Below are 13,309 nucleotides of genomic sequence, written 5' to 3' on the forward strand. Positions count from 1 at the left end.
AATGGCCCCCGTTTTAAGAGACCGGCGATTCTAGAGAAAGCAAGCCTCTAGGTCAATTTCCAACCAGCTTTTCCTTCAATTAGATATCTGTGCCGTTCGAGACCGTTCCGCTTTCGCCAGGCATGCCATAGATATAAAAATAAAGAAGGAAGTTATTTAAAGCTTTTCTGTAAAGCTTATAAAAGCTAGAGGCGCCTTCCTCTGTGGATAAGTGCCTTGAGACCATGTGATACGTGATGTACAGAGAATGACAACACGGGGGAGAAACGGTGCTCTGCCTGTGCTGCGCTATCGGATAAGCTGTGTGTGGAATGCCTACTTATCCACAGCCTAGTTACCCACAGAGTTTCGACCCCACTTGTACAATGGGCTCAGGGGCGTTTATCCACAGAGCTTATGCACAGACCACTTGTCGCCTTTTTCATCGTTAAGACATTGATTCTCGACGTTCTGTGAGCAAGCTACATGTGGATAAGTGGACGGCTCGCCGCTACAATGGCGGCTGTTTTTGCCTCACCGGCTTTCAACTTAGGGGATATCCGTGTCAGTGGAACTTTGGCAGCAGTGCGTGGAACTTTTGCGCGATGAGCTGCCTGCCCAGCAATTCAACACCTGGATCCGTCCGCTACAGGTCGAAGCCGAAGGCGACGAGTTGCGTGTCTATGCACCCAACCGCTTTGTTCTCGACTGGGTTAATGAGAAGTACCTGAGCCGCGTTCTCGAATTGCTCGATGAGCACGGTAATGGGCTAGCCCCGGCGCTTTCCTTATTAATAGGTAGCAAGCGCAGCTCGGCACCACGCGCTGCGCCGAATGCGCCGTTGGCTGCCGCCGCCTCGCAAGCCCAGGCAGCCGCACCGGTTAACAACTCGCCTGCCGCGCCTGCTCCGACGAAGTCCGCAGTTCAGAAAAATGCGCCGGTCAATGAAGAGCCGTCCCGGGACAGCTTCGATCCGATGGCCGGCGCCAGTTCTCAACAGGCACCTGTACGCGCCGAGCAGCGCACGGTGCAAGTTGAAGGCGCGCTCAAGCACACCAGCTACCTGAACCGCACGTTTACCTTTGAGAATTTTGTAGAGGGTAAGTCCAACCAATTGGCCCGTGCGGCCGCCTGGCAGGTCGCCGATAACCCCAAGCACGGTTACAACCCTCTCTTCCTTTATGGTGGGGTTGGCCTGGGTAAAACTCACCTGATGCACGCGGTGGGTAATCATCTATTAAAGAAGAACCCGAATGCCAAGGTCGTGTACCTGCACTCGGAGCGCTTCGTTGCTGACATGGTCAAGGCCTTGCAGCTCAATGCAATCAACGAGTTCAAACGGTTCTACCGTTCCGTGGATGCCTTGCTGATCGATGACATTCAGTTCTTCGCCCGCAAGGAACGTTCCCAGGAAGAGTTTTTCCACACCTTCAATGCTTTGCTCGAAGGCGGTCAGCAGGTCATCTTGACCAGCGACCGTTATCCGAAGGAAATCGAAGGTTTGGAAGAACGTCTGAAATCGCGTTTCGGTTGGGGCCTGACCGTTGCGGTAGAGCCGCCAGAGCTGGAAACCCGTGTTGCGATCCTGATGAAGAAAGCCGACCAGGCGAAGGTCGATCTACCCCACGACGCGGCGTTCTTCATTGCCCAGCGTATCCGCTCCAACGTGCGTGAGCTGGAAGGCGCGCTCAAGCGAGTCATTGCACATTCGCACTTCATGGGCCGCGATATCACTATCGAACTGATTCGCGAATCCTTGAAAGACTTGCTGGCATTGCAAGACAAGTTGGTCAGTGTTGATAACATTCAACGCACGGTCGCCGAGTATTACAAAATCAAGATTTCCGACTTGCTGTCCAAGCGCCGCTCGCGCTCGGTGGCACGTCCTCGTCAGGTGGCCATGGCGCTCTCCAAAGAGCTGACCAACCACAGCCTGCCGGAAATCGGTGATGTGTTTGGTGGTCGCGACCACACTACTGTCTTGCATGCATGCCGCAAGATCAATGAACTTAAGGAATCCGACGCGGACATCCGCGAGGACTACAAGAACCTGCTGCGTACACTGACAACTTGATGAACACCAGCGCAGCTTATTAAGGCAAGGGACTAGACCATGCATTTCACCATTCAACGCGAAGCCCTGTTGAAACCCCTGCAACTGGTCGCCGGCGTCGTCGAGCGCCGACAGACCTTGCCGGTGCTCTCCAACGTATTGCTGGTTGTCGAAGGCCAGCAGTTATCGTTGACCGGTACCGACCTGGAAGTCGAACTGGTTGGTCGTGTACAGCTCGAAGAGCCCGCCGAACCTGGCGAGATCACCGTGCCGGCGCGCAAGCTGATGGATATCTGCAAAAGCCTGCCCAATGATGCGCTGATCGACATCAAAGTCGATGAGCAGAAACTGGTGGTCAAGGCCGGTCGCAGCCGTTTTACCCTGTCTACCTTGCCAGCCAACGATTTCCCTACTGTTGAAGAAGGCCCAGGCTCCCTGACCTGCAGCCTGGAGCAAAGCAGGCTGCGTCGCTTGATCGAGCGCACCAGCTTCGCCATGGCCCAGCAGGACGTGCGTTACTACCTCAACGGCATGCTGCTGGAAGTCTCGGAAGGCATCATCCGTGCCGTGGCCACCGATGGTCACCGTCTGGCGATGTGCTCGATGCGTGCCGATATCGGCCAGCCAGATCGTCACCAGGTGATCGTGCCACGTAAAGGTATCCTTGAACTTGCGCGCTTGCTTACCGAGCCGGATGGCAACGTCAGCATTGTCCTTGGCCAACATCACATTCGCGCAACCACCGGTGAGTTCACCTTCACCTCCAAACTGGTCGACGGTAAATTCCCGGATTACGAGCGTGTGTTGCCTAAAGGTGGCGACAAGTTGGTGATTGGCGACCGACAGGCCTTGCGTGAAGCGTTCAGCCGTACCGCGATCCTGTCGAACGAAAAATACCGTGGTATTCGTCTGCAATTGGCCAACGGTCAACTGAAAATCCAGGCCAATAACCCGGAGCAGGAAGAGGCGGAAGAGGAAGTTGGCGTTGATTACAACGGCGGCTCGCTGGAGATTGGCTTTAACGTCAGCTACCTGCTGGATGTGTTGGGTGTGATGACTACCGAACAGGTACGTCTGATTCTGTCGGACTCTAACAGCAGCGCACTGGTGCAAGAATCCGATAATGATGACTCGGCTTACGTTGTCATGCCGATGCGTCTGTAATTATGTTCAGCAGAAGCTAGATGTCCCTCAGTCGCGTCTCGGTCACCGCGGTGCGCAATCTGCACCCGGTGACCTTCTCCCCTTCCCCCCGCATCAATATCCTCCATGGCGCTAACGGCAGTGGTAAAACCAGCGTGCTGGAAGCCATTCACTTGCTGGGGCTCGCACGTTCCTTTCGTAGTGCCCGTCTGTTACCGGTGATTCAATACGAGCAGTTGGCGTGCACGGTGTTTGGCCAGGTCGAGCTTGCGCAAGGTGGTCATAGCAGCCTGGGGATATCTCGTGATCGTGCCGGGGAGTTCCAGATTCGTATTGATGGGCAAAATGCGCGCAGTGCAGCCCAGCTCGCTGAAATCCTGCCACTGCAATTGATCAACCCTGACAGTTTCCGTTTGTTGGAAGGTGCGCCAAAAATTCGCAGGCAATTCCTCGATTGGGGCGTGTTCCACGTGGAACCGCGCTTCATGGCCACTTGGCAGCGCCTGCAGAAGGCCCTGCGGCAGCGGAACTCATGGCTGCGGCATGGTACACTTGACGCCGCTTCACAAGCAGCCTGGGACCGGGAACTGTGCCTGGCCAGCGATGAAATAGATGAATACCGCCGCGCCTATATCAAAGCCTTGAAACCAGTCTTTGAACAGACTTTGAGCGAGTTGTTGGAGCTCGAAGGGCTGACGTTGAGTTACTACCGTGGTTGGGATAAAGAGCGTGAGCTGAGTGCAGTGCTCGCAACATCCTTACAGCGGGATCAGCAAATAGGCCATACCCAGGCTGGACCCCAAAGGGCTGATCTGCGCCTTAGATTAGGTGCACATAACGCCGCAGACATTTTGTCCCGTGGTCAGCAGAAGTTGGTGGTCTGTGCACTGCGTATTGCCCAAGGGCATTTGGTTAGCCAAGCCCGGCGCGGTCAGTGTATTTATCTGGTGGATGATTTGCCGTCCGAGTTGGATGAGCAGCACCGCCGCGCGTTATGCCGCTTGTTGGAAGACTTACGCTGCCAGGTGTTTATCACCTGTGTAGACCACGAATTATTGAGGGAAGGCTGGCAGACGGAAACGCCAGTCGCTTTGTTCCACGTGGAACAAGGCCGTATCACCCAGACCCACGACCATCGGGAGTGAAGGCATGAGCGAAGAAAACACGTACGACTCGACCAGCATTAAAGTGCTGAAAGGTTTGGATGCCGTACGCAAACGTCCCGGTATGTACATTGGCGACACCGATGATGGTAGCGGTTTGCACCACATGGTGTTCGAGGTGGTCGACAACTCCATCGACGAAGCTCTGGCCGGTCACTGCGACGACATTAGCATCATCATCCATCCAGACGAATCCATTACCGTGCGCGACAACGGTCGCGGTATTCCGGTAGATGTGCATAAAGAAGAAGGCGTCTCGGCAGCAGAAGTCATCATGACCGTGCTCCACGCTGGCGGTAAATTCGATGACAACTCCTATAAGGTATCCGGTGGCCTGCACGGTGTAGGTGTGTCGGTTGTGAACGCTCTTTCTGAAGAGCTGATCCTGACTGTGCGCCGTAGCGGCAAAATCTGGGAACAGACCTACGTCCACGGTGTTCCACAAGAACCAATGAGAATCGTTGGTGACAGCGAGACCACCGGTACGCAGATCCATTTCAAGCCATCGGCTGAAACCTTCAAGAATATCCACTTCAGCTGGGATATCCTGGCCAAGCGGATTCGTGAACTGTCTTTCCTCAACTCCGGTGTCGGTATCGTCCTCAAGGATGAGCGCAGCGGCAAGGAAGAACTGTTCAAGTACGAAGGCGGCTTGCGTGCGTTCGTTGAATACCTGAACACCAACAAGACTGCGGTCAACCAGGTGTTTCACTTCAATATTCAGCGTGAAGATGGCATCGGTGTAGAAATTGCCCTGCAGTGGAACGACAGCTTCAACGAGAATCTGTTGTGCTTTACCAACAATATTCCGCAGCGCGATGGCGGTACTCACCTGGTGGGTTTCCGTTCCGCACTGACCCGTAACCTGAACACCTATATCGAAGCAGAAGGCCTGGCGAAGAAACACAAAGTCGCCACCACCGGTGACGATGCCCGTGAAGGCCTGACCGCAATTATTTCGGTAAAGGTCCCGGATCCGAAGTTCAGCTCCCAAACCAAGGACAAGTTGGTCTCTTCCGAAGTGAAGACCGCGGTCGAGCAGGAAATGGGCAAGTACTTCTCTGACTTCCTGCTGGAAAACCCGAACGAAGCCAAACTGGTTGTCGGCAAGATGATCGACGCGGCGCGGGCTCGTGAAGCGGCGCGTAAAGCCCGCGAAATGACCCGCCGTAAAGGTGCCCTGGATATCGCCGGCCTGCCGGGCAAACTGGCGGACTGCCAGGAGAAGGACCCTGCCCTCTCCGAACTGTACCTGGTGGAAGGTGACTCCGCTGGCGGTTCCGCCAAGCAGGGTCGTAACCGTCGCACCCAGGCGATCCTGCCGTTGAAGGGTAAGATCCTCAACGTTGAGAAAGCCCGCTTCGACAAGATGATTTCCTCGCAGGAAGTCGGCACCTTGATCACGGCGCTGGGCTGCGGTATTGGTCGTGACGAGTACAACATCGACAAGTTGCGTTACCACAACATCATCATCATGACCGATGCTGACGTTGACGGTTCGCACATTCGTACCCTGCTGCTGACGTTCTTCTTCCGTCAATTGCCTGAGCTGATCGAACGTGGCTACATCTACATCGCCCAGCCGCCGTTGTACAAAGTGAAAAAGGGTAAGCAAGAGCAATACATCAAAGACGACGACGCCATGGAAGAGTACATGACGCAGTCGGCCCTGGAAGATGCCAGCCTGCACTTGAACGACGAAGCCCCTGGGATCTCCGGTGAAGCGCTGGAGCGTCTGGTCAACGACTTCCGCATGGTGATGAAAACGCTCAAGCGTTTGTCGCGCCTGTACCCCCAGGAGTTGACCGAGCACTTCATCTATCTGCCGGCCGTTAGTCTGGAACAGTTGAGCGATCATGCAGCAATGCAGGATTGGCTGGCTCAGTACGAAGTACGTCTGCGTACGGTAGAAAAGTCCGGACTGGTTTACAAAGCCAGCCTGCGTGAAGACCGTGAACGTAACGTCTGGCTGCCAGAGGTCGAACTGATCTCCCACGGCCTGTCGAACTACATTACGTTCAATCGCGATTTCTTCGGCAGCAACGATTACAAGACAGTTGTTACCCTCGGTGCGCAATTGAGCACCTTGTTGGATGACGGTGCTTATATTCAGCGCGGTGAACGCAAGAAAGCCGTCAAGGAGTTCAAAGAAGCCCTTGACTGGTTGATGACTGAAAGCACCAAGCGTCACACCATTCAGCGATACAAAGGTCTGGGCGAAATGAACCCTGATCAGCTTTGGGAAACCACTATGGACCCAAGCCAGCGTCGTATGTTGCGTGTGACCATCGAAGACGCCATTGGCGCGGATCAGATCTTCAACACCCTGATGGGTGACGCGGTCGAGCCTCGTCGTGACTTCATCGAGAGCAATGCCTTGGCGGTTTCCAACCTGGATTTCTGATCCAGAAGCGCCAAATAAAAAAGGCCAACGCTTAGCGTTGGCCTTTTTTATTGCGCAAAAAACATAAAATCCAAATGCTCCACGTGGAACATCAAGCCAATTTGTCTTCCTCTTGCGCACTGGCAGCATTGACGCTCTCTAGTCGGTAGCCGTAGCCGTAGATGGTCAGCAACTGCCAACCTCGGTCGGCAGTCAGCCCCAGTTTGTTCCGCAGCCGATAGATATGAGTATCCAGAGGCCTTGAAGAGACCATCTCCTCATGGGTCCAGAAGCGTTCATACAGATACTCCCGGGACAGCGGGCGGGCGAGGTTGTCGAACAGGCAGCGAGCGAGGCGGTATTCTCGTTCGGTGAGATTGATAGGGTTACCGCTGCGGGTCACGGTGAGTTCCGCATCGTCAAACGTCAGGTCATTAAAAACCAATACCTCGCTGGTCTTGGCTTTTTGTAAGCCATGCCGACGCAGGACCGCTGTAACGCGTGCCTTTAGTTCGTTGGGGCGAAAAGGTTTGCTGACGTAATCATCCGCACCGCTGTTCAACGCAGTGACGATATCGCTCTCGGCATCACGGCTGGTGAGCATGATCGCGGGAGGCGGCGCTTCCAAGTGCTCACGGGTCCAGCGCAAAATCGCCAGCCCGCTGAGGTCAGGCAACTGCCAGTCAAGCACCAGCAAATCAAATGTTTCTCGGCGCAATTGACGCAGCAAGTCTTCACCGCGCTCAAAGCAATGCAGCGTCCATGGCTGCTCCGAGGCGTTTGGAATTTGTCGCAGTGTCTGTTCCACCCGCTTCAATTCAGCAGGTTCGTCATCCAGTATCGCGACACGCATGTGGGAGGGTCCTTTCTTCTTGATGAGTGCTACGCAGGTACTTAAGGCCGCAGGTACTGCGCAAAAGCCGGGCATCGAATCTGAACAATTATGGCCAGATTCTCAAGCCCCATGAAACTCTCGGTACGCTGATATCAAATAGCCCTTAGGCCATTAGATATCGCGTGTCCGACTGGAAAGATACCGGCTCAAGCTCCTAAGGAAAAGGATCAATGGCAATCAGCTTTTATGCGCTGTCACGACGAATGATCGTCATGCAGAAGGTTAGTGTATGGGGAAAGATGCTGATGGTGGTGGCGGCTGCGACGCTCGGCACAGAATCGGTTGATGCCAGCAACCCGACCCCGACCCTTGCGCAGTTTCATACATTGAACGAGACAGATTCTTTGGGCTACGCAGGCCAGCAGGTTGATATGGCCCGCCCACATCAGCAAAACCAGCGTTGGGTCTTCTGAATCTGAACAAATATGGCAAAGCTACCCGTACACCTTTCTTGTAGGTAAATTCCTAATCACTGTGTGACACACGGAGGGCGTGCGCGGGAAGCGCCCCCGACACACGGATGTGTCATCTGTAGTCCTAGGCTCGCCACGGGCTATGGTCGGAGGGATGTAAGGACAGTATTCCTTCGATGTACACCCGGACCCGACAGTGTCGATCCGGTCGACACAGGGATGTGTCATCTTCACCAAAGGATCACGGTCCACTTCTCTTGCCTCAGAAATTTCGCCTATCGAATGCGATGTGTCATCGGGTATCGTAGGCAATATTCAAGGTCCTGCCCAAGCAAGACGCTTTCTGAACCTGCTTTCTGATGAACCATTAGAACTAGAACCTTGATGGATACCATGACCCTCTTCCCGCACCGGACCTGTTCTGCCCTCTCTCTTTTATTAGGCCCTGGCCTGATCCTGGCGTTGTGTGCCACCAGCCCGATTGTCATGGGCAAGCCTGCTCCCGTTCGTGCTCCCTATATTGACGATAACTTGCTTTGCCGGGCACAGCCGCTTCCTGCCGTCGTTCAGCACCTCACGGGTGAAGCCTGGAAACTGGATGCCAAAGGCCGATCGAGCGTGCTGCAAGAAGGCATGCTAATCGATGAGCTGGAAGGCGTGCAGACATCGCCGTCGGCGTTTGTCAGCTTGTTGCTGGGGGACGGTTCACGAGTGGTTTTGCCATCCAGCTCGCAAGTTCGTCTCCATCTGGCACAAGAGCCAGCCATCCCCCAGGTGATTCTGGAGCTGGGACAGGTCGAAGCTTATGTGCTCGAACGTGCCAGTGATCATGACCGTTTTCAGATCGTGACCCCTGTGGGCGTACTGGGGGTGCGCGGTACTCACTTTCGGGTACGTAACGATGACTCTCAATCGGTGGTCGAGGTGCTCAATGGTCAAGTGGCTGCCAGCCGTGTTGAACCCGCTGTAGCCGGGCTCCCGGCGAAAATGCCAAAAGACCCGGCGCAAGGTGAATTGAAGGTTGGAGCCAGGCAAGGCGTCTTGCTCAAAAAACAGGGTGAGCTTAAAACCGTGGAGTTGCTGGACGCCCCGAGATTGGTCGGTCAGGACGGGCAAAAAGGCGATGCGCCAGTCTGGACGTTATTCCTGCATCCCCTTCCCGGCGCCCAGCGCTATCGTGCCCAGGTGGCCACCGATAAAGCGTTCATGAACATCAAGCAGGAAAGTTTTTCCAGTGAGCCTCGCGTAAGCTTCACTGGACTCAAGGCATCGTTTTATCACGTGCGCGTCTCTGCTTTCGATGTTCAGGGACTGGAGGGAGAGGCCGGGGTTTATGACATTTTCTATTATCCGCCTGCCACCCGCGTGCAGTAACGCAGCGGTATCGCGCCGGTGAGGCTGTGGCACAGGGCTGAAAAGCGCCAGCCGACCCAGGCTCAGAATCTGTTTAACGGCCTTGTGCGCGAATGGCTGTGGATCAGCCTACTGCTGTTGCCGATGACGGCCTTCCTGTCCCTGAGCCCTGGCTTTGCACTTAATAACCTGTTGTATGACAGCCTGCGGCGGTTAACACCGCTATCGGTGGAGCCGCAAATCTTGCTGGTGACTATCGATGACCTGAGTCTCAAGCAGATGGGTCAGTGGCCTTGGTCACGTCGCGTGCATGCTGATCTGATCGACCGATTAAGCGCTGCAAAACCCGTCGGTATTCTGTTCGATGTGATTTTCAGTGAACCGGCACGTGATCCCGCCGATGATCAACGCCTGGCCCAAGCTATTTGCCAGGCAGGTAATGTCCTGCTGCCACTGATCCGTGAAAGCACGCCGCGCTACGGTCTGCCCGTGACGCAAATACTCCCGGTACTGCCACTGCGTGATTGCGCCAGGGGCATTGGCCATATCAACGTGGAAGCTGACAGCGACGGTATCGTACGCAGTCTCTATCTGCGTGAGGGGCCCGCTGGGCAAATGACGCCGCAATTGGCATGGCTGGCATTTGAGCTGACGGGCGGGCAAATCGATATGCCGGGGTTGTCCGTCGCTTCGACGGCACAGCACTGGCAGCGCGACAAAGCCATTCGCATACCGTTTATTGCCGCCAATGACGGCTTTCCCAGCGTGCCTTATATCAGCGTCCTGCGCGGCGATGTGCCGCCTGAGTTGTTGCGCGATCGATTGATCCTGGTGGGCGCCACGGCTCCTGGTATGGGCGATCGATACGTCACCCCCCTGTCGGCCAGCGTGGGAACCACGCCAGGCGTCGAAATCCAGGCCAACATCCTCAATGGCCTGATGCAAGAGCGCAGCATTACCGTATTGCCCGCCTGGCTGGCGGCGCTGCTGGCGTCTTCGATGGTGGCGTTACTGTTGGGCTTGCTACTGTTTCGTCCGCGTTACGCGTTGTGGTTGACCTTGGGTAGCATGCTTTTTGCCCTTCTCGGTGCCTGGGGTTTATTGCGTCTGGGCGTATGGTGGTCACCGGCGGCTTGCCTGATCGGATTGTTGCTCGGTTACCTGATCTGGAACTGGCGTCGCCTGAGCGTGATTCTGGCCTATTTCGGCTGGGAACTGGCGCGACTCGATAATGAGCCCAAGGTTCTGCCAGAACGCCGCCGCGCACCCGTCAGCAATGGTGACGTATTGCAGGGCCGTATCTATGCCCTGGAGCAAGCAGTGAGCCGCACGCGTGACACCCGGCGTTTCATGGCTGATGGGTTGGAGTGTCTGCCGGTAGCAACGCTGATTACCGATCCGAAAGGCGACGTTTTACTGGCCAATCGCATCGCCCGTGAAGTGTTTGATAGCCAACTGGTCAACGAAAACCTGCTGGACCAGCTCGCGGCACTGGGTTATCCCTCGTTGTTGAATGGGGAACGTCCGCCGTTGTCGGCGTTGGAAATCGTCGAGTTTCGCGATACACGCCAACGCAGCCTGCGTCTGGAGCTTGCGCCATTGCTGCCGGCTGACGACGATGTGGCGTTGGGTTGGTTACTCAGCCTGACGGATTTAAGCATTGAGCGTGAAGCCCAGCAGCAGCGCGAAACGCTTCTGCGGTTTTTGTCCCATGACTTGCGAGCACCGCACTCAGCAATTCTCGCGTTGCTCGATGTTCAGCGCCACGAGACGCCTGCGGCGGCACCCATATTTGCGCAAATCGAACAACAGGTGCGCCGTGCCTTGAACCTGACCGAGTCGTTTGTGCAACTAGCCAAGGCAGAATCCGACGGCTATCACTTTCAACCGAGCCTGTTCGCCATGCTGGTGCTTGATGCGTTTGATCAGGTGGCACTGTTTGCTCAGTTGAAAGATATCCAACTGGTGCATGAACTGGATGAGACTGGTGAGGAAATGGTCCTGGCAGATCAATCGTTGCTGACCCGGGCCTTGTTCAACCTGTTGCAGAACGCGATCAAATATAGCCCTGGCGGTACGACCGTCACCTTGAGCGTAGAGAGCAATAGCCAATGGTTGATATGCCGCATCAGGGACCAGGGGCCCGGTATCGCCGCCGAGGATCTGCCTGAGCTGTTCGGCCAATATCGTCGCTTCGCTTCTTCCCAGGGCAGCGAAGGTTTGGGGCTGGGCTTGACCATGGTCAAAGCCGTGGTCGATCGTCACAGTGGTCGAATCGAGTGCGAAAGCGTCGTTGGGCAGGGCACGACTTTCAGCCTGCAATTGCCGTTATGGGAAGAGTAAGGCGATGGTAGGGGGCCGATTTTCACGTGTGCATAAAAAACCGGCCTCAAAAGCCGGTTTTTTATTGAATGGAAAAACTTATGCACGTTTTTCGTGTTTTTATTAGCTTAAGAAATATGTAATAAAATCATATGCCTATAAGCTAAAAATCATCATTTTCAAAAAAGCGTACACAGCTTATCCACAAAATCTCAAATGGCCGCTTGGTCTTCTGCAACCGGTAGCGGTGGCAGCGATCCCATCGCCCGTTGTTGAGCCTCGTTCCACGCCGCCGCACGATCGTTCAGCGCTGCAATGGCGCGTGGCCCCTCACCTTCGGCGTACATCGGCTCGCCGATCACCACGGTAATGGTGCCTTCGCGTTTGGCCCAGCCTTCTTTGGGCCAGTACTTGCCGGCGTTATGCGCAATCGGCAGTACTGGCAGGTTGGCGTTGACGGCCAATGCCGTACCGCCCCTGGAGAACTTGCCCACAGTGCCAAACGGCACCCGGGTACCTTCAGGGAAGATCAGCACCCATACCCCGTCCTTGAGCAACTCGTCACCCTTCTTTGCGACGTGCTTGAGCGCCGCCTTGGGGTTGTCGCGGTCAATGGCAATGGGGCGCAACATGGCCATGGCCCATCCAAAGAACGGTACAAACAACAACTCGCGCTTGAGCACCTGGCTCAAGGGTGAGAAGTAGGCCGAGAGAAAGAAGGTTTCCCAAGTGCTCTGGTGGTTCGACAGAATCACGCAGGGCTGGTCCGGGACATTCTCGGCGCCTTTGATTTCGAAGCGGATGTTCAGGAATACCCTGGTCAGCCACAACGCACAGCGGCACCAATAAACGTTGATGAAACGGTAGCGCGCCTTGAACGGCAAAAAGGGCGCGATAAAAAAGCTCAGGGTGCACCAGAGCAAGGAGCTGGTGCCCAGCAGCAGGTAAAAGAAAAAGGTTCTGATGGCCTGCAAAATCGACATGGCGGCATTTACCGTTGCGGGACAAGGCCCGCCTGTTAAAAGCGCACTCCCGGACAATCCTTGGTCAGGAAGTCAGAAGAGCTGCTATCTGTTGATAAGTTCTGCGGCTACCGCCGCCAGATCGTCAAAAATCAAGGTGCCTACCGGCAGGGTTTTGCCCTGGGTCTTTTCGCCTTTCCCGGTTCTTACCAAAACAGGCTGTGAATCGACGGCTTTTGCCGCCTCCAGGTCACCGAGACTGTCCCCGACGAACCATAGGCCCGTCAACGAAACATTGTAATGTTTTGCAATGGTTTTCAGCATGCCCGATTTTGGCTTGCGGCAGTCGCAGCCTTCATCCGGTCCATGAGGACAATAAACCACCAGCCCGAGCTCCCCGCCCTGCTCCGTCACCAAGTTGCGCAAGCGCGCGTGCATGGCATCCAGGGTGGCGATGTCGTAGTAGCCACGGGCAATGCCGGACTGGTTGGTAGCGACAGCCACCGTCCAGCCGGCTTTGCTCAACTGCGCGATGGCCTCGATCGAGCCGGGGAGTGGAATCCACTCCTCCACCGATTTGATGTAAGCGTCGGAGTCGTAGTTGATCACGCCATCCCGATCGAGAATCAGCAGTTTCGACATG

General features: G+C 55.4%; 10 protein-coding genes. 7 read left to right on the forward strand and 3 right to left on the reverse strand.

What is annotated here, in order from left to right; all coding sequences use genetic code 11:
• Positions 1–541: 541 nt before the first annotated feature.
• The 4 genes from dnaA to gyrB are packed head-to-tail and all read left to right on the forward strand — an operon-like array spanning position 542 to position 6,742.
• Positions 542–2,053 (forward strand): chromosomal replication initiator protein DnaA, encoded by a 1,512-nt coding sequence (gene dnaA, locus OQ460_RS00005; protein WP_410019908.1) that lies wholly within the window; start codon positions 542–544, stop codon positions 2,051–2,053.
• Between the two features lie 39 nt (positions 2,054–2,092).
• Complete coding sequence (gene dnaN, locus OQ460_RS00010) at positions 2,093–3,196, forward strand: DNA polymerase III subunit beta (RefSeq protein ID WP_122306928.1); 1,104 nt, start codon at positions 2,093–2,095, stop codon at positions 3,194–3,196.
• Between the two features lie 20 nt (positions 3,197–3,216).
• Positions 3,217–4,320 carry a DNA replication/repair protein RecF gene (recF, locus tag OQ460_RS00015; RefSeq protein WP_410019909.1) on the forward strand — a complete coding sequence of 368 codons (1,104 nt, stop codon included), beginning with the start codon at positions 3,217–3,219 and terminating at the stop codon, positions 4,318–4,320.
• A gap of 4 nt (positions 4,321–4,324) precedes the next feature.
• Positions 4,325–6,742, forward strand: coding sequence for a DNA topoisomerase (ATP-hydrolyzing) subunit B (gene gyrB / locus OQ460_RS00020; RefSeq protein ID WP_410019910.1), 2,418 nt, complete (start codon positions 4,325–4,327; stop codon positions 6,740–6,742).
• Positions 6,743–6,833: 91 nt separating this feature from the next.
• Here gyrB and OQ460_RS00025 read toward each other — a convergent pair whose 3' ends face one another.
• Positions 6,834–7,574 (reverse strand): response regulator transcription factor, encoded by a 741-nt coding sequence (locus OQ460_RS00025; RefSeq protein WP_410019911.1) that lies wholly within the window; start codon positions 7,572–7,574, stop codon positions 6,834–6,836.
• 212 nt (positions 7,575–7,786) lie between these two features.
• Between OQ460_RS00025 and OQ460_RS00030 the strand changes: the two genes are divergently transcribed.
• The 3 genes from OQ460_RS00030 to OQ460_RS00040 all read left to right on the forward strand — a co-directional run bounded on the left by OQ460_RS00030 (position 7,787) and on the right by OQ460_RS00040 (position 11,725).
• Positions 7,787–8,029: a hypothetical protein gene (locus OQ460_RS00030; RefSeq protein ID WP_410019912.1), complete on the forward strand. Its 243-nt coding sequence runs from the start codon at positions 7,787–7,789 to the stop codon at positions 8,027–8,029.
• 384 nt (positions 8,030–8,413) lie between these two features.
• Entirely contained in the window at positions 8,414–9,403 is a 990-nt protein-coding gene (locus OQ460_RS00035) for a FecR family protein (RefSeq protein ID WP_410019913.1), read from the forward strand.
• Between the two features lie 18 nt (positions 9,404–9,421).
• Positions 9,422–11,725 (forward strand): CHASE2 domain-containing protein, encoded by a 2,304-nt coding sequence (locus OQ460_RS00040; protein ID WP_410019914.1) that lies wholly within the window; start codon positions 9,422–9,424, stop codon positions 11,723–11,725.
• Positions 11,726–11,916: 191 nt separating this feature from the next.
• Here OQ460_RS00040 and OQ460_RS00045 read toward each other — a convergent pair whose 3' ends face one another.
• Together OQ460_RS00045 and gmhB are read right to left on the reverse strand one after the other, a co-directional pair.
• Positions 11,917–12,687, reverse strand: coding sequence for a lysophospholipid acyltransferase family protein (locus OQ460_RS00045; protein ID WP_410019915.1), 771 nt, complete (start codon positions 12,685–12,687; stop codon positions 11,917–11,919).
• Between the two features lie 84 nt (positions 12,688–12,771).
• Positions 12,772–13,308: a D-glycero-beta-D-manno-heptose 1,7-bisphosphate 7-phosphatase gene (gmhB, locus tag OQ460_RS00050; RefSeq protein WP_410019916.1), complete on the reverse strand. Its 537-nt coding sequence runs from the start codon at positions 13,306–13,308 to the stop codon at positions 12,772–12,774.
• Between the last annotated feature and the right edge of the window lies 1 nt (position 13,309).

Source organism: Pseudomonas imrae (genome assembly GCF_046352735.2).
GTDB lineage: Bacteria > Pseudomonadota > Gammaproteobacteria > Pseudomonadales > Pseudomonadaceae > Aquipseudomonas > Aquipseudomonas imrae.